The organism is Nonomuraea guangzhouensis (assembly GCF_019396345.1).
GTDB classification, from domain to species: domain Bacteria; phylum Actinomycetota; class Actinomycetes; order Streptosporangiales; family Streptosporangiaceae; genus Nonomuraea; species Nonomuraea guangzhouensis.
The window spans coordinates 216,808-238,678 of record NZ_JAHKRM010000001.1 but is presented as its reverse complement, the minus strand read 5'-3'; the positions used below and the strand labels follow the sequence as shown (position 1 = coordinate 238,678).

Genomic DNA, 21,871 nt, shown 5'->3' with positions numbered 1-21,871 from the left:
CCGGTAAGCCATCGCTTACTAGCGTGGGCCGTCCGCCAGCCACGTCCCGTGGAAGCCGGCCGGAACACGCTGAGGCAGCCGGACCGACGCCACGTCCGACAGGTCGGTGGCGTCGAGGACGAGCAGCTCGGAGCTCTCGCCCGTGGTGACCACCGACAGCAGCCAGCCCTCGTCCTCGGCCCGCGCTCCCTCGGCCGCCACGAACACCGCCTCGCCCGTGTCGCCGCCGGTCTCCCGCACCTGGGCCGCGCCGGTCTGGTGGTCGTACTTGACGATGGAGTGCGAGTTCTCGCCCACCGTGTAGAGGTAGCGGCTGGCCCGGCCGAGCAGGGCGTCGTTGTACGTGGGGAACTCGATGCCCCGGTCGTCCTGCGCCTCCTCCTTGACCGAGCCGGACGCCGGGTCGAGGGTCCATCGGTGCAGCGTCGCGGTGGCGATCGTGGCCGCGTGCCTGGCCGGGTCCCCGGTGTTGCCGATGTGCGCCCACAGCCCGGTGAACCCGGCTTGCGTGTAGCGGGCGGCGTTGAGCACGATCCGGCCGTCCGCGTCCTCCCAGGCGTTGCCGACGTGGAAGACGTAGCACGGGTCGACGTCGAACCACCTGGTCGGGCCGCCCTGCCGGGGTGACACGCCGATCCGCGCGCCGTATCCGTCGTCCCAGGCGTACGGCATGCCCGCGCGCCCGAGCTCGAACACGAAGGGCAGGTCGAGCCAGATCAGGTAGTGCTCGGTGACGGCGAAGTCGTGCATCATCGTCGACTTCGGCACCTCGATCTCCCGGCTCTCCACCAGCTCGCCGTCCGCCGACAGGCGGTGGTAGGTGACGAACGGCGGGAAGTAGCCGTAGCCGAAGAAGTGCAGCTCCCCGGTGACCGGGTCCTCTTTGGGGTGCGCGGTCATCGCCGTGGCCAGCCGCCCGCCGAAGTCGCACGGGCCGACCGTGGCCAGCTCCGGTGTCAGCTCGTGCGGCAGGCCGTTCTCGACGAGCGCGAAGATGCGGTCGGCGTGTCTGATCACAGAGGTGTTGGCCGTTACCGCGGCCAGGTCGACGCCGTTCTCGCTGATGAAGGGCGCGTTGTCGGTGAACTTCTTGGTGTGCACCCACCGGTTGCGGTACCACTCGGCCCGTCCCCGGTCGAGGCGTACGCCGTGCAGCATCCCGTGGCCGGCGAACCAGTGGCCGGGGTCCTCGCCCGGCCTCGGGTTGGGGCCGTTGCGGAAGTATCGCCCGGTCAGCTCGGTGGGCAGGGCGCCGGAGACGGGCAGGTCGTACGCCTCGGTCTCGTCGGAGATGGGGGCGAGGTTGCCGCTCAGGTAGGAAGGCGTCGTCATATCACGCTCCAATCTTGATATGTCAAAACTAGAATGTCTAGCCGTGACATGTCAACACAGGAACGTCGTCCGCGTATCAGAAGAGCGTGGGGTTCTCCGGTTCGATTCCGCGTAGCGTGTCGTAGTCGAGGGTGACGCAGTGGATGCCCCGGTCGGCGGCCAGCACCCGGGCCTGGGGCTTGATCTCCTGGGCGGCGAAGACGCCGCGGACCGGGGTCAGCAGCGGGTCGCGGTTGAGCAGGTCCAGATAGCGGGTCAGCTGCTCGACGCCGTCGATCTCGCCGCGGCGCTTGATCTCGACCGCCACCGTCGCGCCGAGCGCGTCACGGCAGAGGATGTCGACCGGGCCGATCGCCGTCATGTACTCGCGGCGGATCAGCGAATAGCCGGGGCCCAGTGTCGTGATGTGCTCGGCGAGCAGCTCCTGCAGGTGCGCCTCGACGCCGTCCTTGATCAGGCCGGGGTCGACGCCGAGCTCGTGGCTGGAGTCGTGGAGGACCTCGGCCATCGTCAGGACCAGCTTCTCGCCCGACTTGCCGTGGGTGACGGTCCAGGTCTCGCCGTCCTCCTTGAGCTTGCACGGCGGGTTCATCCAGTTGAGCGGCTTGAAGGCGCGGTCGTCGGCGTGGATGGACACGCTGCCGTCCGCCTTGATGAGAATGAGCCTTGGCGCCATCGGCAGGTGAGCCGTGAGCCGTCCGATGTAATCCACGCTGCATCGCGCGATGACCAGCCGCATGACGGCCAACCTTACCGGCTCTGGAAAACTGGACGCATGGCGTTCGAGATGGTGGGAGTGGCCGGCTTCGGCATGACGAGGGCGGGAGGCGCGGCGGGGCCGGCGCGGCGGGAGACGTGAGCCCGCGCCGCGCCCGCCGCAGGGAGTCGTCCCGTCCCCTCGGTTTTCCCGGGGGCGTGGACCGGGTCGAGGAATGGCCGGACGGCGAGTGGAAGGTACGCACGCTCACCGGCTCCACCTCGACCAAGATCTACCGTTGCCCCGGCTGCGACCAGGAGATCCGCGCCGGGCAGCCGCACCTGGTGGCCTGGCCGGCCTGGAGCGGCGGTGACGACGAGCGCCGCCACTGGCACCCGGCCTGCTGGCGGAAGAGACTGGATCGCGGCCCCGGCCGCACCCGCTACTGAAACGGCCACGGCAAGCCCCCCGCCGCAAGCCCCCCGCGACATGACCCCAAGGCGCACCCCCCGTGACCCGCCCGCCGACATGACCACACTGAAGGGACCGACGTTGGAGATTCGCGCGGCGACAGTGCTGCCTGCCCGGCGAGAGCCGATCGAGTTGCACACGGCCGACGGCCAGACCCTGGTCGGGGAGCTGGCCCTGCCCCTCGACCGGCCCCCCGTGGCGACGCTGGTCACCTTCCACCCGCTGCCGACGCACGGCGGGTTCATGGACAGCCACGTCTTCAAGAAGGCCGCCAACCGCCTGCCCGCCCTGGCCGACCTGGCCGTGCTCCGCTTCAACACGCGCGGCACGTCCTCCGAGCGCGGCACCTCCTCCGGCACCTTCGACGGCGGGGAAGGGGAGCGGTTCGACGTGGCGGCGGCGCTGGAGTACGCCGAATACCACGACCTGCCGCACGTGTGGGTGGTCGGCTGGTCCTTCGGCACCGAGCTGACGTTGAAGTGGGCCCGCGACCCGCTCGTCGAGGGCGCCATCCTCCTCTCGCCGCCGCTGCACCGGGCCACGGACGAGGACCTGGACGCGTGGGCCGGGTTCGGCCGGCCGCTGGTGGCCCTGGTGCCGGAGTTCGACGACTACCTGCGGCCCGAGGAGGCCAGGCGGCGGTTCGCGCGGGTGCCGCAGGCCGAGGTCATCGGGGTCGACGGGGCCAAGCACCTATGGGTGGGCGAGCCGTACGTACGCATCGTCCTGGACGAGATCGTCCGCCGGGTGCACCCGTCCGCCGCTCCGCTGCCCGTCGACGTCTGACGTGGCGATTTTTTTCAGACATGTCGCAATTTTTGACGAAATTTGGCAGGGATCTAGACGAACCGCTTCTCCCGGGTGACAATCCGATCGTCAAATGAAGATCGTGGAGACGCCGGGCGGGCTTGACCTGCGCGGCGTCCCGGCTCGGCAGCGGCGAGGGTGAATGCGCTTAGTTCGTGGGCTGGTCGTGGTGATGTTGGCAGGGGCGGTAGCGGCAGGGCCCCTTGATCATCTGGACGCCGTCGCCAGCGCGCGACAGAAGAGTACGGACGCCGGCCTTCGACAACAGAGCAAGAACGCGGCGCCGGAGGAGGAGCCCGCGCTCGCTCTCGCCCGCCGGACCGGCAAGCCGGTCGAGGTGGAGGCGATGCGCACCGAGACCCGCCAGGTCTTCGCCAAGCCGGACGGCACCCTCACCCTGGAGCAGTACGTGCGGCCGGTGCGGGTCCGCCAGGCGGGCGCATGGGTGGCCGCGGACGCCACGCTCCGGTCGCAGCCCGACGGGTCGCTCGCCCCGGTCGCCACCGCAGTGGGGCTCACGTTCTCGGGCGGTGGGAGCGCGCCGCTCGCCCGGATGAACCGCGGCGGCAAGACACTGGAGCTCGCCTGGCCCGGGCAACTGCCGAAGCCGACGCTGAGCGGTGACACCGCGACCTACCCCGAGGTCCTGCCCGGCGTGGATCTCCAGGTGAAGGCGGACGTCGACGGCTTCTCGCATCTCCTCGTGGTCAAGTCGCGGGCGGCGGCCGAGAACCCGGCCCTGGCCGAGCTGAGCTTCCCGATCAAGACCAGCGGGCTGTCGATGAAGTCCACCCAGGGCGGCAACCTCGAAGCCAACGACGCGAACGGCGGCACGATCTTCACCGCCTCGCCGCCGATGATGTGGGACTCCTCCGGATCCTCGGCCGCCCGCACGCTGGCCGCCGGGGAAGGCTCGCCCGCGGACGCCCGGCACGAGGTGATGGGCCTCAAGCTGGTCGGCCAGAAGCTGGTGCTCAAGCCGCACCGGGGCATGATCGAGGATCCGGCGACCCGCTATCCCGTCTACCTCGACCCGTTCTTCTCGGCGGCTCGCGGCTCGTGGACGTCCGTCTGGAGCAACAACCCCACCTCCAACTTCCTGAACGCCAACGACGTCGCCAGGGCGGGACACGTCTCCGGGCAGACCAACCGGTCGTTCTTCCAGATGGCCACCGGCGCGACCATCCACGGCAAGCAGATCATCAAGGCGACGCTGCGTACGTACGAGACCTGGTCCTACTCCTGCACCAAGCGGCAGGTCGAGGCCTGGTCCACCGGTCCGATCAGCAAGACCACCACCTGGAAGGTCCAGCCGACGTGGAACAGGCTCCTGTCCACGGTGAACGTGGCGAAGGGCTGGGGATCGGCCTGCCTGCCCGGCGGCGTGGAGTTCGATGTCACGTCCGTGGTGGTCGAGGCGGCCGCGAAGAAGTGGCCCACGACCACGATCGGGATCAGGGCGACGAGCGAGACGGACAGCTACGGCTGGAAGAAGTTCAAGAACAACCCCAGCCTGGTGATCGAGTACAACTCGCTGCCGTCCGCGCCCGTCGCCGCCGACGCGTGGTCGGACCCGGGAGGCGGCTGCGTGTCCGGGGACGCGCGACCGATCATCAGCGGCGCGGCGCCGAAGCTGTGGGCCAAGCTGCGTGACGTCGACAACTCGGTCAGGGGCCGGTTCGAGTGGTGGAACGCGGCCGGTGTGAAGGTGGGCGAGTACGTCACCGGGCTGGCCAGCACGGGCAGCGCCTTCTACGCGCAGATCCCCGCGGGCGCCTACGCCGACGGCTCGCAGATCCGCTGGCGGGTCCGCGCCGAGGACGGCAAGGCCGACAGCGCGTGGGGCCCCTGGTGCGAGGCCACGGTCGACGCCTCCGCCCCTGGCAAGGAGCCGGAGGTGACCTCGCCGGAGTACCCGGAGGGCGGCTGGAACGACGGCCTCGGCCGGGTCGGCTCCTTCACCTTCGCCGCCAACGGCGTCCCCGACGTCGTCACCTACGTCTATGGCCTCGACACCGCGCCGAAGACGGAGGTCGCGGCCACCCAGTCGGGTGGGGCGGCGACGATCCAGCTCACGCCGCGTCACGACGGCCCCAACGTGCTGTCGGTACGCAGTAAGGACCGCGCGGGACAGCAGGGCCCGATCCGCACCTACCTGTTCAACGTCAACGCGGGGACGGCCCCCGACGGCCACTGGACCCTGGACGAGGGCCAGGGCACCGTCGCCGCCGACGGCACGGGTGCCCACCACGCCACCCTGTCCGGAGCCACCTGGACCACCGGCAGGACCGGACTGGGACTGCGGCTCAACGGAACAGGCGCGTACGCGGTGACCAGCGGCCCCGCCGTGTCCACCCAGCGCAACTTCACCGTCTCCGCCTGGGCGCGGCTGACCAGCACGACCGCCACCGCGACAGCGGTCAGCCAGGATGGCGCGCGGACCGGTGGCTTCTCCCTGCAGTACTCCAAGGCCGACGACCGCTGGGCCCTGAGCCGTACGGTCGCGGACGCCGACGGGGCGCAGAGCGTGCGCGCGCTGTCGGCGGCGGCGCCGAGGCTCGGTGAGTGGACCCACCTGACCGGCGTCTACGACTCGGCCGCCAAGGAGCTGTCGTTGTACGTCAACGGCCGGCTGGAGTCGACGGTCCCCTTCACCCAGCCGTGGGACGCGACCGGGTCGCTGGCGATCGGCCGGGGGAAGGTCAACGGCGCCGGGGCGGAGTTCTGGCCCGGTGACCTCGACGAGGTCCGCGTCTACGGCCGGGCGATGTTCGCCGACGAGGTCGCCGACCTGGTGAACAGCGCCGCGACGCTGGTCGGGCACTGGAAGCTCGACGAGGAGTCCGGCACGCTCGCCGCCGACTCCTCGGGCCGGGCCACCGCCGCGACGCTGGCCGGCACCGCCACCTGGGGCGAAGGCTGGCTGGACGGCGCGCTCGCGCTCGACGGCGTCAACGGCCACGCACAGGCCGGCGCGCCCGCCGTCAACACCAAGGCCGGGTTCACCGTCGCCATGTGGACCCAGCTCGACTACCTGCCCACCCGCGACGCCGCCGCCGTCTCCCAGTCCGGGACCAGGGCCAGCGGTTTCCAGCTCGGTTACGACAAGGAGCAGGGACGGTGGGTCCTCGGCATGGCCGCCGCCGACACCGACACCGCCGCGCTGGTGCGTACGCGGTCCGACGCCGTACCCGCGCCGCTGGAGTGGACCCACGTGGCCGGGGTCTACGACCCGCTCGCGGGTGAGCTGCGCGTCTACGTCAACGGCCGCCTGTCCGACAGCACCATCACCGACCACGTGAGCGCGTGGAACGCCACCGGCCCGCTGCAGCTCGGCCGGGCCAAGGCCGCGGGCGTCTTCGCCGGCTACTGGCCGGGGACCGTGGACGACGTCCGCACGTATGACGGGGTGCTGAACGCCGAGCAAATCTCCCAACTAGCCGCCCAATAACCCCCCAAAAGACCGGGAGAGGTCGGAAAAAATGGATCAGCCGAGTGGGTTAGACCTGCCGGATTCGCACTGGAATCGTTTACAGCAACCACTGAAACGGTCGTCATGGCCCCGACGACTGGCGGCCACCCTGTCCGTCGTCATGGTCAGCACATTGGTGTCCGCGATGCCCGCCCAGGCCGCGGGCCGCTCAGCCCCGACCGTGCAGAAGGAGACCCCGGTACGCGGGCAGAAGGTCCCGGTGCTGCCCCCTCAGGCTGATCCGGCCCAGAAACAGGCGTGGAAGGCGCCACCAGGTATCACCTGGCCGAAGGCGCAGACGGTCGAGCTGACCGCGACCGGCGACGCGCAGGCCAAGACGCTGGACGCCACCACCTTCCCGATCCGTCTGGCCGCGCCTAAGGGGACGAAGACGGCCAAGGCGGCTACCCCCGACCCGGCCCGCGTCGAGCTGCTGGACCCCGCTCAGACGCAGCGGGCCGGACTGCTCGGCCTCGCCCTGCGGGTGTCACCCGGGCAGGGACTGACGGCCAAGAGCGGGAAGACCCGCCTGGCGATCGACTACTCCGGCTTCCGCTACGCCTACGGCGGCGACTACGGCGCCCGGCTGCGGCTCGTCCGGCTGGACGAATGCGTCCTGACCGCCACCGCGACCGGCTGCCCGCAGCCGGAGCCGGTGCCCGGCGACAACGACACGAAGGCGGGCACCCTGACCGCCGACGTGGACATGCCCGCGCTGTACGCGGTGGCGGCGGCGCCTTCCGGGTCGGCGGGCGACCACGGGGCCACCTCGCTCGCCCCCTCGGCCCAGTGGAGCGTCGGCGCCCAGTCGGGTGACTTCACCTGGGGGTACGAGCTGCGAGCGCCGCCCGCGCTGGGCGGCGACGAGCCGGACCTGTCGCTCGACTACTCCTCCCAGAGCGTGGACGGCCGCACCGCCTCCACCAACAACCAGCCGTCCTGGGCGGGTGAGGGCTTCGAGCTGAACCCCAGCGGCTACGTCGAACGCCGCTACAAGTCCTGCATGATCGACGGCAAGAAGACCGGCGACCTGTGCTGGGACCAGGAGAACGCCACCCTGTCCCTCGGCAACTCGGCCGTCGAGCTGGTCAAGGACGCCACCACCAAGCAGTGGCGCCCCAAGCGCGACGACGGCACCCGGATCGAATACCTCACCGGCGCCGTGAACGGCGACAACAACGGTGAATACTGGCGCGTCACCGCGGCCGACGGCACCCAGTTCACCTTCGGCCTGAACCGCCTGCCCGGCTGGGTCACCGGCAAGCCGGAGACGAAGTCGGTCCAGACGGTGCCGGTGTTCGGCAACAACAGCGGCGAGCCCTGCTACAACAGCACTCCGGCCAACGCCTGGTGCCAGCAGGCCTACCGGTGGAACCTCGACTACGCGGTGGACACCCACGGCAACGCCACCACGTACTGGTACGCGCTCGAGAACAACTACTACGGCCGCAACATGAAGCCCGAACTGGGCACCGTGTACAACCGGAGCGGCTACCTTTCCCGCATCGACTACGGCTACCTCAAGGGCGAGCTGTTCACCAAGGCGCCCGCGGCCCGCGTGGTCTTCGACGTGGCCGAGCGCTGCCTCCCCAGCGGAACGATCACCTGCGCCGCCGCCGAGCTCAAGAAGGAGACCGCGAGCAGCTGGCCGGACGTCCCGTTCGACCAGATCTGCGACTCCGGCGTGAAGTGCACCGACCGCCTGTCGCCGACGTTCTTCACGCGTAAGCGGCTGACCAAGGTCACCACCCAGGTGGTCAACACCGACACCGCCAAGTGCGCGGGCGCGCAGTACTGCCCGGTGGACTCCTGGACGCTGACGCACCAGTTCCCCGCCACGGGTGACGGCCTCAGCCCGTCGCTGTGGCTGGCCTCGATCCAGCAGAGCGGCCTGGTCGGCGGCACGATCACGCTGCCCAAGGTCACCTTCACCGGCGTCCAGCTGCCCAACAGGGTGGACGCCAACGAGGGCCGCGCCCCGCTCGTCAAGTGGCGCGTGCAGTCGGTGAACAACGAGAGCGGCGGCGAGCTGCGCGTCAACTACGCGCCGGCCGACTGCAAGCCGGGCGACGTGCCGGCCGCCGACAAGAACAACAGGCGCTGCTTCCCGCAGCGCTGGGCCCCGGCGAACGAGACCGAGGTCACCGACTGGTTCCACAAGTACGTGGTGACGCAGACGGTGGAGGCCGACCGGGTCGCCGGCTCGCCGAACGTGGTCAAGGACTACGAGTATCTGGACGGCGGCGCCTGGCGCTACGCCGAGAACATCCTCGTCAAGCCCGAGCACCGGACGTGGTCGGACTGGCGCGGGTTCGGCCGGGTCCGGGTGCGCGAGGGCGACGGCCAGGACACCAAGCGCACGCTCACGGAGTTCAGGTACTTCCGGGGCATGGACGGCGACAAGCAGGCCGACGGCTCCAAGCGTACGGCCGAGGTGGTGGACACCGAGGGCGTCAAGCTGGCCGACCTGGACCAGCTGTCCGGGTTCGAACGCGAGGAGATCCTCTACGACGGTGACGGCGGGTCCATCCTGACCGCGACCGCCGAGGAGCCGTGGTCGCTCAAGACCGCCGAGTCCACGCAGAGCGGCGTCACCAAGGCCGCGTACATGGTCGAGCCCAAGTCCATGGTCACCCGCACCGCGTTGAGCGGCGGCAAGTGGCGGCGTACCGGCGAGGAGCGCGCGTACGACGCCAAGGGCCTGCTCAGCCAGGTGGAGGAGAAGGGCGACCTGGCCAGCACCGACGACGACCAGTGCACCCGCTACACCTACGCCCGTGACGACACGGCCTGGCTGATCGACTACACCAGCAGGATCCAGAAGGTCGCCGCGGGCTGCGGCACCGGAGTGTCCAAGCTGGCCGCCGAAGAGGTGATCTCCGACCAGCGGGTCCAGTACGACAACAAGGCGTACGGCCAGGCCCCGAGCAAGGGCGACGTGACCGCGGTCCAGCTCGTCACCGGGGACGGCACGGCGAGCACCGACAGCACCCACACCTACGACACCTACGGCCGCGAGACCAGCGAGACCGACGCGGTCGGCACCAAGTCCGTCACCACCTACACCCCGGCCGCGGGCGCGCCCGCGACGGAGATCGTCGAGACCAACCAGCTCGGCCACGTCGACCGCACCCTGCTCGAACCGGCCTGGGGCGAGCCCATCGCCGAGGTCGACGCGAACAACCGCCGCGTCGACATGGAGCACGACGCGATCGGCCGCCTGGTCAAGGTCTGGCAGCCCGACCGCAGCAAGTCGGCGGGGCAGTCGCCCAGCACCGAGTACTCCTACCAGATGCGCAACGACGGCCCCAGCGTCGTCACCACGAAGACGCTGCGCGCGGACGGCGCCTACACCACCAGCTACGAGCTGTACGACGGCCTGCTGCGCGAGCGGCAGACCCAGGAACCCGCGCCCCTCGACACCCAGACGCAGGACCCCGCGCTGCGTGAGGGACGCACGATCACCGACACCATCTACAACTCGCTCGGCGAGACGGTGAAGTCCAACACCGGCTACTTCGCCACCGGGGCGCCCTCCACCGAGCTGCTCGCGGTGGCCGACGCCGACGTGCCGACCCAGGTCGTGTCGACCTTCGACGGCACCGGCGACGTCAGCGCCCAGGCTCTCAAGGCGAAGGGCGTGGAGAAGTTCCGGGTGTCCTCCACGCAGGAGGGCGACCGGATCCACGTGACGCCGCCGCCGGGCGGCACCGCGACGACCCGCATCGGCGACGCCGAGGACCGCCTCATCGAGCTGCGCCAGTACAAGGGCGCGACCCCGACCGGCGAGTACGAGGCCACCAAGTACACCTACGACCACGCGGGCCAGCTGTCCACGGTGACGGACCCGGCGGGCAACGTGTGGCGCCACCACTACGACCTGCGCGGACGGGAGATCAAGACCGAGGACCCCGACAAGGGCGTCACCACGATGACCTACAACGACGCCGACGAGCTGCTCAGCACCACTGACTCCCGCGGCAAGACGTTGTGGTACGTCTACGACGAGCTGGGCCGCAAGAAGGAGATGCGGGCGGACTCCGCGACCGGCACTCTGCTGGCCGAGTGGAAGTACGACGCGCTGGCCAAGGGCCACCTGAACGCCAGCATCCGCTACGTGGGCGGGCAGGCGTACAAGGCGGAGATCAACGCCATCGACACCAGCTACCGCACGCTGCGCCAGACCGTCACCGTCCCCGAGCGGGAGGGCAAGCTGGCCGGTTCGTACCAGCTCAACACCCGCTACACGCTCGACGACCAGGTCCAGTCCGTCAGCTTCCCCGCCGGTGGCGGCCTGGCGGAGGAGTCGGTCGTCTACTCCTACGACGAGCTCAGCCAGCCGACCAAGGTCACCGGCCTGTCGTCGTACGTCACCGCGACCCGCTACTCCAAGCTGGGCGAGACCCTGCAGTACGAGCTGGGCGCCGGAGGCAAGAAGACCTGGCTCACCTACACCCACGACGAGTCCACCCGCAGGCTGACCAGGATGCGGCTGGACAGGGAGAGCGCCACCGCGGCCGATCTCGACCTCAACTACACCTACGACGCGGTCGGCAACATCACCAAGGTCGCCGAGCAGGCGAGCGGCCAGGACACGCAGTGCTTCAAGTATGACCATCTGCGCCGCATGACCTCGGCGTGGACGGCCACCGACGACTGCGCCAGCGGCACCCCGCAGTCCGACAAGATCGGCGGCGTGGCCCCCTACGCGGTCAGCTACCAATACGACGCCACCGGCAACCGGATCAAGGAGACCAAGCACGCCTGGGGCGGCGCGGCCGAATCCGTCCGTACCTCCACCTTCCCGGCGGCCGGCGCCAAGCAGCCGCACGCGCTGCAGGCGGTCGGGGCGGACGTGTTCGCCTACGACGAGGCCGGCAACACCACCAGACGCAAGGTCGGTAACTCGGACCAGACCCTGGTCTGGGACGCCGAGGGCAACCTGGAGTCGGTGACGGAGGCGGGCAAGAGCACCTCGTTCGTGTACGACGCGGACGGCGAGCGGCTGCTGCGCAAGACCACGACCGACGCCACCCTGTACATCGACGACATGGAGCTGCGCTTCGACTTCGCCAAGGACGCGGTCGAGCAGACCCGTTACTACACCATCAACGGCGAGGCCATCGCGGTCCGCACACCGGACAACCAGGTCTACTTCCTGGCCAACGACCACCAGGGCACCGCGCAGGCCGCGGTGAACGCCGGGAGCGGGGCGGTGGCCATCAGGAGGATGACGCCGTTCGGCGAGGACCGGGGATCTCCACCAGAGTGGTGGCCGGGGCAGCGCGGGTTCGTCGGCGGCGGGAACGACCCGACGACCGGGCTGGTCCACCTGGGCGCCCGTGAGTACGACGCCAAGAACGGCCGCTTCCTGTCGGTCGACCCCATCATCGACGAGGAGGACCCGCAGCAGCTCAACGCCTATGCCTACGCCAACAACAGCCCCGTCAGCATGAGCGACCCCGACGGGCAGCTGTTCTGGATCGTCGTCGGCATCGCGGCCAGGATCGCGGCCAGGATCATCGCCAGGAAGCTGGCGCAGGCGGCCGCCAGGCGGGCGGCACTCGCGGCAGCACGGGCGGCTGCCAGGCGCGCGGCCATCGCGGCGGCCAAGCGCCGGGCCGCGGCACTGGCCAGGAAGAAGGCCCTGGAGCTGGCCAAGAAGAAGGCCGCTGAGGCGGCCAAGAAGCGGGCCTTGGCGGCGGCCAAGAAGAAGGCCGCCGAGAAGATAAGAAAGGCCGCGGCTGCTGCGGCGAAACGACGGGCCGCCGCGGCGGCGAGAAGGGAAGCCAGGAGAAAGGCAGCTGAGGCGGCGGCGAAGAGGCGGGCCGCGGCGGCGGCCAGGGCGCGCAACCACCGGGCCGGCCGGCTCCCACGCGGGATCCAGCAGGCACGCCAGCGTCCGGCACACCGGCCGACCAGCCAAAGAGCGGTACAGCGGCAGTCGCCGCCCAAGGCGAGCCGGCAGCCGGCGCAGCCAAGGCCGAGCCAGGTCTACCGCAACGACGGCTCGACACAGCAGACCCAGTCCTACACCGTCTACGGCAACGGCCGGATGTACCCCGAAGGGCGACCTCCGACGCGCCTCCCGGATCGCGCGGGCTCCGGAAGCGCGGAGAAACAGCTCTGGAAGAACGAGGAGATCGAGCTGACCAAGAGGTCCGGCGCGATCGCCGAACTGGGTGCCCGAAGCCAGAAGATCGTGGACAACATCGTGGACACCATCGACACCCTCTTGGGCGGGCTGGGGTAGCACCTCTCTCCTGCCGATGACGTGCCGGCGCGGGGCCCTCGTGGCCCCGCGCCGGTGGCGTTTCCAGGCACCCAGTCCATAGAATCTTGTTCGGTTCCGAGGCGAGGAGGCATCCCGTGGGCGCGTTCGATCTCAGCGGTAAGCAGGCTCTGGTCACCGGGGCGTCGAAGGGCATCGGGCGGGCCATCGCGCTCGCGTACGCCGAGGCCGGGGCCGACGTGGCGCTCGTGTCCCGCTCGCCCGAACCCCTGGCCGAGGTGGCCAAGGAGATCGAGGCGCTGGGCCGGCGCGCGGTCGTCCTGCCCGCCGACCTCACCGACCGCGACGCCGCCACGGGCGCCGTGGCGGCGGCGATCGACGGGCTCGGCCACCTCGACATCGTGGTCAACAACGCCGGCGGGTCGAACTTCCTCGTCGAGTTCAAGGATCTCCGGCTGTCCGGCTGGGACAAACTCCTCCGGCTCAACCTCGACTCGACCATGGCGGTCTGTCACGCGGTGGCACCCCACCTCCTGGACAGAGGCACCGGCTCGGTCATCAACGTGGCGTCGGCTGCGGCATTGGGCGCGCCTTTCCTGGCCCCTTACGCGGCGGCGAAGGCGGCGGTCGTGGCGTTGACCAAAACTCTGGCCGTGGAATGGGCGCGAGCCGGGGTGCGGGTCAACGCGCTATGTCCCGGCTGGACCGCCACGGGTCTCAACCGCAACCTGTGGGAAGACGAAGCGTCGAACGAGGCGACGGTGTCCAGTGTCCCGATGCGTCGCTGGGGAACACCTGAGGAAATGGCTCATCCCGCGGTCTTTCTGGCGAGTGGGGCATCGGCGTATATGACGGGGCAGGTGCTGTTCATCGACGGGGGCGCGACGGCCATCGGATAGGGCGGCAATGGTGAAGAACGCGCACGTCACGGCGCCCGGCACGGGAGCCGGAGGAGCGTGTCCCTGGACGGGCCCCGGCCACGTATGGCGGTTGGGGCCGGCCACTGCCGGCCGTAAAAAAGACTGGTGTAACAGAAAGCGGTCAGCACACGAGGCAATATCGGCATAAGCCGAGAAGTGATGGAAGGACAAAAGAGGTCTACATTATCGTGCGTGCAGCTTTACACGAGATCAGCCGGAACGGGACTCCCGGTCGTACTGCTTCACGCGTTTCCGCTCTCGTCGGCCATGTGGCTGGCGCAGCGAGAGGGGCTGGCCAGGTCGTGTCGCGTGATCACACCTGACCTGCGCGGCTTCGGTGGGTCGCGGCTGGGGGAGGAAGAGCCGTCGGTCGAGGTGATGGCCGACGACGTCGCCAGGATGCTCGACGGCGAGGGGATCGATCGCGCGGTCGTCGGCGGGCTGTCGATGGGCGGCTACGTGACGATGGCGTTCTGCCGCCGCCACCCTGATCGGCTGCGGGGCGTCATACTCGCCGACACGAAGGCGACTCCCGACCCTGAGCCCGCCCGCGCGAACAGGGAGCGCATCGCCAACGCGGTCCTGTCCGACGGCAGCGCGGTGCTCGTGTCGGAGGTGCTGCCCGCGCTGATCGGGCCCACCACCAAGGAGCGCAGGGCCATGGTGTTCGGGCGGGTCAAGGGGCTCGTGCAGTCGGCTCCGCCCGGTGCGGTGGCCTGGGCGCAGCGGGCCATGGCCGGGCGGCCCGACTCGTTCGACACGCTGGCCGCGCTCAAGGTGCCGCTGCTCGTCGTGGTGGGGGAGGAGGACGAGCTGGCGACCGTGGCCGACGCGGAGGCGATGGCGCGGGCCGTACCCGACGGGCGGTTGGAGATCATTCCGAAGGCCGGTCACCTGTCGGCGGTCGAGCAGCCGGAGGCGTTCAACGCGGCCGTGGCGGAGTTCCTCAACTCCGAACTCGGCGGCGCGGCACCACCTCGCTGACTGCCACCGCCGCGGTCAGGCCTGTGCTTGGCGGGGGAGGACGAACTCGCGGATGATCAGCGCGATGGCGGCCGCGACCGGGATGGCCACCAGCGCGCCCACGATGCCGAGCAGCGCGCCGCCGAACAGCGCGGCGATCACCGTCACCGCCGGCGTCACGTCCACGGAGCGCTTCATGACGCGCGGGTAGATCAGGTAGTTCTCGACCTGCTGGTAGATCACGAAGAACACCGCGCAGGCGAGTCCCACGGGCAGCGACTGGAGCAGCCCGACCCCCGTCACCAGAATCGCTCCGATGGTGGCGCCGACGAGCGGGATCAGGTCCGTGAGCGCGACCACCAGCGCCAGCGCCAGCGCGTACTTCACGCCCATGACCGACAGGAAGATCCAGGTCAGCACGCCGGCGATGACCGAGATGAGGACGTTGCCCGCGACATAGCCGCCGATGCCGTCGAGGATCTGCTCGCTGATCTCCCTGGTCCGCTCCCGCCGGGAGGCCGGCACCAGCTTGAGCAGGTACGCCTTGATCGTGTGCAGGGAGCCGAGGAAGTAGAGCATGAGCACCAGCAGCGTCACCGTGGTGAACACGCCGTCGAGCACCACCAGCCCCGCCCCCACGACCCCGCTGGCCAGCGAGGGCCCCAGCTGGCTGGTGACGAACGTGGCCACCTTCGGCAGGATCTGGTAATCGGCGTCGAGCTGCCGGAGCGTCGGATGATTGCTGAGCTCGGTCACGTAACCGGGCACGGCCGCGATGAACTCGGTCAGCTGCTTGCTCACCGGCGGCACCACGGCCAGCCCGAACAGCGCGAACGCCACGATGACCCCGGCGAACACGATCGAGATCGCCCAGCGCCTGGCCAGTCCGCGCCGTTGCAGCGCCTCCACGGCCGGGTTCAGTCCGACCGCCAGGAACATCGCCACCACGACCAGGACGATCACGCTGAGCGAGCGCACCACCATCTGCGCGAGCGCGATCGCGGTCAGCACGCCCAGCCCGCCGACCAGCCCGAACAGGAACGGCCCCCGGTTGAGCGGCAGCGCGTATGGCGGGGGCTTGGCGACGTCCTCCACGGCAGGGGATTCGGCTTCTGCGGACACGGGGGCTCCTGGAAGATCACGACAAACCACGGCAGTTTTTGACATATGGCCTATGGAACGACAAAGAGAGCCTAGCGACCCCAAGGTCACCAGGCTCTCTTCAACCGTCAGCCAACCCCCGTGTAGTCGACCTCGGTGGCGGCTACTCCTGCCACCACTCCGCGTCGTCTTCGCCCTTGGTCTCGGCCTTGGCCGGCGCCGGTGCCGGTGCCGGTGCGGCGGCCGGGGCGGGCTTGTCGGTGACCGGTGCGGCGATCGCCGGCTTCGGCGGGGCCGCGGTGACCGCGGGCTCGGGCTCCATGCCCGGCAGAGCGGCGCCACCGAGCAGCTGACGCAGCTGCGCCAGGTGGCTGGTGATGCTGTCGCGCTGGCGGGTGAGCTCGTCGACCTGGCGCTGCATCGCCGTGCGGGTGCGCTCGGCGTCGTTCTTGGCCTCGGTGACGATGGTTTCGGCGCTGGACTTGGCCTCGGAGACGATCGTCTCGGAGCTCTTGCGAGCGTTGGCGACCAGCTGCTTGGCGTGCAGGTCGGCCTCGCGCCTGGTCTGGTCGGCCTGCTGGGTGGCCTTCGTGGCCCGCGACTCGGCCGTGGCCGCGCGCTGCTCGGCCTCGGCGACCAGCTTCTGCGTGTTGGCCTGCGCGGTGGCGTGGCGCTCGGCCTCCTGGCGCTCGGCCTCCTCGCGGCGGGAGGCCAGCTGGATCTCGAACTCCGCCTCGTCCTGCGCCCGCTTGGCCTCGGACTCCTCCAGCACCCGCTGAGCCTGCGCGCGCATCTCGTCGGCCTGCCGCTTGGCGGTGGTCAGCACCTCGTCGCGCTCGCGCTTGGTCGAGGCACGCAGCTGCGCCACCTCGCGCTCGGTCGTCGTGCGCAGCTTGGCGATCTCGCGCTCGGCGTCGGCCCGCTTCTCCGCCACCTCGTGGTCGGCGGTGGCCCGCAGCTTGGCGACCTCGCGCTCGGTGGTGTTGGTCAGCTCGTCGGCCAGCCTACGAGCGGTCGAGCGGGTCTCCTCCGCGTCGCGCTCGGCGCTGGTGCGCATCTCGTCGCTCTCGCGCGTCGCCTGAGCCCGCTTGTCGGCGGCCTCGGCCTCGGCGGCGGCCCGTACGTCGGCGGCCTCGACCTTGGCGGCGGCCTTGATCTCGTTGGCCTCGGACCTCGCGGCCTGGACGAGCTCGGTGGCCTGCTCCTCGGCGAGGCGCAACAGCTGCTCGATGCGGGCGCCGAGACCGGAGTAGGTCGGGCGCTCCTGCTCCTGCAACTGGCGCTGGGAGTCGGATAGATCGCGCTGCAGGGACGTCACCTGCTCGCGCGACTGGCGAAGCTCACCGTCGAGCTGCTTCAGATGATCGTGAACCTGATGGCGGTCGTAACCACGGAGCACGACGTCGAACTCGCGTGCTGGGGCATCCTCGAAGAAGTTGTTGAGCTGGGCGTCGATGTCGGACTGCATGGAGGCTCGATCCTGGGTTGTCGAGACGGCTACACGGGCCGGACGGGGGGTTCGGGACAGCCGAGCCAGGAGCCTGTGCCTCGCGGCAGGCGCCTTGTCCGGTGGAAAGCCAGCGTACTCCGCCAGCCCCGCCTGAGAAGCCCCGTCGGACTATCTGCGTGACTAGTTACATACGATCGGTTTTGACGTTTGCCGGAGCTCCGGCTGCCTGCACCAGCTCAGTGAGCATCCCTCCCACGTCCTTGGGGTGCGCAAACGCGATCTCCGACCCCATCGAGCCGTGTCGCGGGCGCTCGTCGAGCAACCGCACGCCCTTACCCGCCAACCGTTCCATCGCCTCGGCCACGTCCGGCACCCCGAACGCCACATGGTGCACGCCCTCGCCCCGCTTGGCCAGGAACTTTCCCACCGGCGTGTCGGGAGACAGCGGCTCCAGCAACTGAATGTAGGAGCTCCCGCCCTCGCCGTCGGCGATGTGGAGCATGGCCTCCCGGACCCCTTGCTCCTCGTTCACCTCGCGTGCCACGACGGTCAACTCGAACGTGTCCGAGAATAGCGCGATCTTCGCCTCAAGGTCGTGACAGGCGATCCCGATGTGGTCGATCCGCATGAACATGTGTGGCCTGCCTCCATAGCGAGCGTGCACCTACTCGTGGGTATGGTGTCAAAGAACCCCTCGCGCGCACAGGAGGCCGTCGCCATGTCTGGGTCCGTCATCGTAGCCGGAGCTCGTACGCCCATAGGCAAGCTGCTCGGCGCCCTGTCCGGGCTGCCCGCCGTGGAGCTCGGCGGCATCGCCATCAAGGCCGCACTGGAACGTGCCGGAGTCGCGCCTGAGGCCGTCGAGTACGTGATCATGGGCCAGGTGCTCCAGGCGGGCGCGGGCCAGATCCCCTCCCGCCAGGCCGCGGTCAAGGCGGGCATCCCGATGACCGTCCCCTCGATCACCATCAACAAGGTCTGCCTGTCGGGGCTCGACGCCATCGCCCTGGCCGACCAGCTCATCCGCGCGGGCGAGTTCGACATCGTGGTCGCGGGCGGCATGGAATCGATGACGAACGCGCCGCACCTGCTGCCCGGCCTGCGCAAGGGCGTCAAGTACGGCGGCACCACGGTGCTCGACTCGATGGCGCACGACGGGCTGTTCTGCGCGTTCGACCAGTGCGCGATGGGCGAGTCCACCGAGCGCTACAACGGCCGCCTCGGCATCGGCCGCGAGGAGCAGGACGAGCTCTCCGCCCGCTCCCACCAACTGGCCGCCGCGGCCACCAAGAACGGCGTCTTCGAGGACGAGATCGTGCCGGTGGAGCTCCCGCAGCGGCGCGGCGAGCCGGTGGTCGTCAAGGAGGACGAGGGCATCCGCGGTGACACCACCGTGGACACGCTGGCCCGGCTGCGGCCGGCGTTCGCCGCCGACGGCACGATCACGGCCGGCTCGGCCTCGCAGATCTCCGACGGCGCCTGCGCAGTGGTCGTGATGTCCAAGGCCAAGGCCGAGGAGCTGGGTCTGCCCTGGCTGGCGGAGATCGGCAGGCACGGCAACGTGGCCGGCCCCGACACCTCGCTGCAGTCGCAGCCGGCCAACGCCATCAAGCAGGCGCTGGCCAAGCAGGGCCTGAGCGTCGGCGACCTCGACCTGGTGGAGATCAACGAGGCGTTCGCCAGCGTGGTGCTCCAGTCGGCGAAGGAGCTGGGCGTGCCGCTCGACCAGGTCAACGTCAACGGCGGCGGCATCGCGCTCGGCCACCCGATCGGCGCCTCGGGCGCCCGCATCGTGCTCACGCTGGCCCACGAGCTCAGGCGCCGGGGCGGCGGCCTGGGCGCGGCGGGGCTGTGCGGCGGCGGCGGCCAGGGCGACGCGCTCATCATCCGCGTACCCGCGTAACGCGTCAGGGGTGAGAGCTCGGCTCTCACCCCTGATGTGCGTCTATGGAGGTTGGTGAGCCCGGCCGCGAGGGAGGTTGCGGCCGGGCTTTCTTGCGGTGGTCATGAGGAGAGGAGCTTGGCGAACACCGAGCGGTGACGACGCTCGGCCTTCTGTCCCTTCTGCGCCTCGCGTGCCCGGCGGTGCTGGGCCGCGGCCTCGCGGAGCTCCTCCGCGTGGTTCTTCATGACGACGTATTCGAGTTCGGCGTTCATCCGAGTGCTCCCGGTTTCTTGCGGTCCTTTTCCCTGGCACTTTCCAGATTGCTCCTAAGGCCCCTGCCATCACATCGGGCGGATGTCCTATCTGTGGCATTAGGTCGATGTGCGGAGCTACCTAGGGCGCCGGTCGCAGGACCTAAGGCACCTAGGGCTGGTCGGCGAACTTCACCGTCACCTTGGTGAACCCGAGCGACTTGAGCATCCCTTCGAGCATGGCCTTGGTGTTGGCGTCTGCTCGGGCGCGCAGGTCACTGGACGACGCGGCTTCGGCGATCTTGGTCTCCGCCAGTACGTAGAGCTCCCGCTGGTCGTTCGGGGACGACGACAGGAAGCCCTGCACGCGGTCCAGCAGCCCGCGCTGCTGCGCGAAGACGTAGGAACGCCGGTTGTCGAGGTTGGGCTTCTCCAGTTGCGCGCGGGGCAGGCGGATCGTGGCCTCCGTACGGTCCTTGTTGACCGTCACGCCGTTGGCCCCCATGGCGGAGAAGTCGACGTAGGCGTCCACGTTGCCCGCCCCCACGAACAGCGTGCGGGTGCCCTTGACCGCGTCGGGCAGGAAGCGGGCGTCCTTCTCCAGGTCGACCACCACCTGGAAGTTGCCGGTTGCCGCCTCGAACCGGCTCAGGTCCTTGATGGACTGCAGGAGAACCGGCTGGCTGCGGTCGATGGTCTGCTCGCCCAACGGGTTGAGCCAGGTCCAGGCCAGCCGGCCGCCGACCACGAGCAGGACCGCCACGACCAGGAAACCGGCCAGATATCGCCACCTGCGGCGCCGCCGCGGGGTGACCGCGGGGGGCGCCGTATGGGAAGTCGTCATGCGACTGTGACTACCCGACCGTGGATCATCATTGCCAGCTTTTTGGTGACATCTCCGATCCCCAGTCGGCAGACCGCTCTTCGTCGCTGGGATTCGGATAGACCGGATAGACCTGTGGCGAGCCGGTCGAGGCCGCCACCGGGGCCGCCGCCGCCCCCGCCGGCCCGCCGCCGAAGTGGGTGCTCGACAGCTTGCACGCCTGGAAATCGCTGAAGAACATGCGCAGCCACTCGCGCCGTTGATGCTCGCTCAGCCCGGAGAACCAGGCCGCCGCGTACTGGTGCTCCGGCAGCGGGCCGCCCGGCAGCGGCTCGCCGCGCAGCCAGGCCACCACGATCTCGCGGTAGCCGTCGCCGGGCGTGTCGGGGCACTGGGTGGCCAGCGACTCGACGTACTCGTAGACGGCCTCGTCGGCGAAGCCCGCCGACAGGTCGGGCACGTGGATCTGCGCGAGTCCGGTGGACGGCTGCAAGGGCTCTTCCAGTGGCCGCTGCTCGACCCGGGTGAAGGCGGCGGGCGTGCCCGCCAGGCGCGAGGCGATCTGGGTGAAGGCCGCGCCGAGCTCGGCCAGGCCCGCGCGCATGCCCGGATGCAGGCAGACCGTGATCGGCCAGTCCTGGCAGCTGTAGGCGATCTCCTGGGCGGCGGCGGGCTTGGTCGCGGCCAGCAGCCGCGCCACCCCCGTGCCCGCCGCGAGCACGGCCAGCAGCGCGCACGCCAGCACCAGGGCCTGCCTGGTCACCACCGCCGCCCAGCCGAGCAGCAGCGCCGCCGTGACGCCCAGCAACCAGAGCGTCTGGTCGAGGAACGCCGCGCCGCCGAGCCCCTGGAACAGGTCGTACGGCTCGCCCGTGCCGGGCGCCAGCTTGTCGGCCCAGCCGTTGCCGCCGGCCAGCCAGGTGAACAGGCCGTAGCAGCCCAGCCCGGCGAGCGGCGGCGTGCAGACCCTGGGCAGCAGCCAGCCGGCGATCCAGCCGATCACCGAGTAGAGCGCCAGCCCGGCCATGCCCACGCCGAGCCCGGCCAGGCTCAGCCGTCCCGACTGCTCGGTGAGCACCGTCTTGACCGCCAGGACCAGCACGGTCGCGCCGAACGAGCCCAGCACCACCACGACGATCGCCAGCGGCGCCTTCAGCGCCCGCCAGGTCGTCAACGAGCGGCCGCGCAGCGCCCTGCGCTTGCGCATCGCCACCCACGCGGCGAAGGCGGCGGCCACGGGACCGGTCAGCCGGAGCGAACCGATGACCGCGGCCACGATATTTTCCCACGCGTCCACGCCAGGTATCAGGACGCTCCACGCCGCGATCAAGCCGAGAGCAAGGAGCACGGCGACCGTTACGGCCGCGCTCTGCTTCAACTCTTCACGTGAAACGCCCGCGTGCTCACGCACCCGTTTTTCCATTGAAGTTCACCAAGCACCCCCCGTGCCCCGTCGGTGCGGCGGAA

15 protein-coding genes are annotated in these 21,871 nt (G+C 70.0%); 7 read left to right on the top strand and 8 right to left on the bottom strand.

Translation table 11 applies throughout. The annotated features are described in order from the left end of the window. Window positions 1-18: 18 nt before the first annotated feature. Both KME78_RS01060 and nucS read right to left on the bottom strand, forming a co-directional pair. The gene (locus tag KME78_RS01060) at window positions 19-1,332 is read right to left on the bottom strand and encodes a carotenoid oxygenase family protein (protein ID WP_219526781.1); all 1,314 of its coding nucleotides are present in this window, start codon (window positions 1,330-1,332) and stop codon (window positions 19-21) included. 76 nt (window positions 1,333-1,408) lie between these two features. Next, on the bottom strand, window positions 1,409-2,071 hold the full coding sequence (gene nucS, locus KME78_RS01055; RefSeq protein WP_219526780.1) for an endonuclease NucS: 663 nt from the start codon (window positions 2,069-2,071) through the stop codon (window positions 1,409-1,411). A 116-nt stretch (window positions 2,072-2,187) separates the two neighbouring features. Between nucS and KME78_RS01050 the strand changes: the two genes are divergently transcribed. The 6 genes from KME78_RS01050 (at window position 2,188) to KME78_RS01025 (ending at window position 14,915) form a co-directional block, all read left to right on the top strand. After that, window positions 2,188-2,478 carry an Rv1322 family protein gene (locus tag KME78_RS01050; RefSeq protein ID WP_219526779.1) on the top strand — a complete coding sequence of 97 codons (291 nt, stop codon included), beginning with the start codon at window positions 2,188-2,190 and terminating at the stop codon, window positions 2,476-2,478. A 103-nt stretch (window positions 2,479-2,581) separates the two neighbouring features. After that, complete coding sequence (locus KME78_RS01045; RefSeq protein ID WP_219527182.1) at window positions 2,582-3,286, top strand: alpha/beta hydrolase; 705 nt, start codon at window positions 2,582-2,584, stop codon at window positions 3,284-3,286. A 163-nt stretch (window positions 3,287-3,449) separates the two neighbouring features. Continuing rightward, on the top strand, window positions 3,450-6,758 hold the full coding sequence (locus tag KME78_RS01040) for a LamG-like jellyroll fold domain-containing protein (protein WP_219526778.1): 3,309 nt from the start codon (window positions 3,450-3,452) through the stop codon (window positions 6,756-6,758). A gap of 142 nt (window positions 6,759-6,900) precedes the next feature. After that, on the top strand, window positions 6,901-13,032 hold the full coding sequence (locus KME78_RS65860; RefSeq protein WP_219526777.1) for an RHS repeat-associated core domain-containing protein: 6,132 nt from the start codon (window positions 6,901-6,903) through the stop codon (window positions 13,030-13,032). A 116-nt stretch (window positions 13,033-13,148) separates the two neighbouring features. After that, window positions 13,149-13,910 (top strand): SDR family NAD(P)-dependent oxidoreductase, encoded by a 762-nt coding sequence (locus KME78_RS01030; RefSeq protein WP_219526776.1) that lies wholly within the window; start codon window positions 13,149-13,151, stop codon window positions 13,908-13,910. A gap of 180 nt (window positions 13,911-14,090) precedes the next feature. Continuing rightward, window positions 14,091-14,915: an alpha/beta fold hydrolase gene (locus KME78_RS01025; protein ID WP_219526775.1), complete on the top strand. Its 825-nt coding sequence runs from the start codon at window positions 14,091-14,093 to the stop codon at window positions 14,913-14,915. A gap of 15 nt (window positions 14,916-14,930) precedes the next feature. Here KME78_RS01025 and KME78_RS01020 read toward each other — a convergent pair whose 3' ends face one another. The 3 genes from KME78_RS01020 to mce form a co-directional block, all read right to left on the bottom strand. After that, window positions 14,931-16,016 (bottom strand): AI-2E family transporter, encoded by a 1,086-nt coding sequence (locus tag KME78_RS01020; RefSeq protein WP_308126759.1) that lies wholly within the window; start codon window positions 16,014-16,016, stop codon window positions 14,931-14,933. Between the two features lie 142 nt (window positions 16,017-16,158). Continuing rightward, complete coding sequence (locus KME78_RS01015) at window positions 16,159-17,463, bottom strand: DivIVA domain-containing protein (RefSeq protein ID WP_219526773.1); 1,305 nt, start codon at window positions 17,461-17,463, stop codon at window positions 16,159-16,161. 166 nt (window positions 17,464-17,629) lie between these two features. Continuing rightward, window positions 17,630-18,079, bottom strand: a complete 450-nt coding sequence (gene mce, locus KME78_RS01010; protein ID WP_219526772.1) for a methylmalonyl-CoA epimerase — start codon at window positions 18,077-18,079, stop codon at window positions 17,630-17,632. An 84-nt stretch (window positions 18,080-18,163) separates the two neighbouring features. Here mce and KME78_RS01005 point away from each other — a divergent pair, with 84 nt between their 5' ends. Then, a complete protein-coding gene (locus tag KME78_RS01005; protein WP_219526771.1) occupies window positions 18,164-19,348 on the top strand; it encodes an acetyl-CoA C-acetyltransferase in 1,185 nt (394 codons plus the stop codon). 101 nt (window positions 19,349-19,449) lie between these two features. Here KME78_RS01005 and KME78_RS01000 read toward each other — a convergent pair whose 3' ends face one another. From KME78_RS01000 to KME78_RS00990, 3 genes are all read right to left on the bottom strand, one after another. Further along, the gene (locus KME78_RS01000; RefSeq protein WP_219526770.1) at window positions 19,450-19,602 is read right to left on the bottom strand and encodes a hypothetical protein; all 153 of its coding nucleotides are present in this window, start codon (window positions 19,600-19,602) and stop codon (window positions 19,450-19,452) included. 151 nt (window positions 19,603-19,753) lie between these two features. Continuing rightward, window positions 19,754-20,425 carry a DUF4230 domain-containing protein gene (locus KME78_RS00995; RefSeq protein ID WP_219526769.1) on the bottom strand — a complete coding sequence of 224 codons (672 nt, stop codon included), beginning with the start codon at window positions 20,423-20,425 and terminating at the stop codon, window positions 19,754-19,756. A 28-nt stretch (window positions 20,426-20,453) separates the two neighbouring features. After that, a complete protein-coding gene (locus KME78_RS00990) occupies window positions 20,454-21,815 on the bottom strand; it encodes a hypothetical protein (protein WP_219526768.1) in 1,362 nt (453 codons plus the stop codon). Window positions 21,816-21,871: the final 56 nt, after the last annotated feature.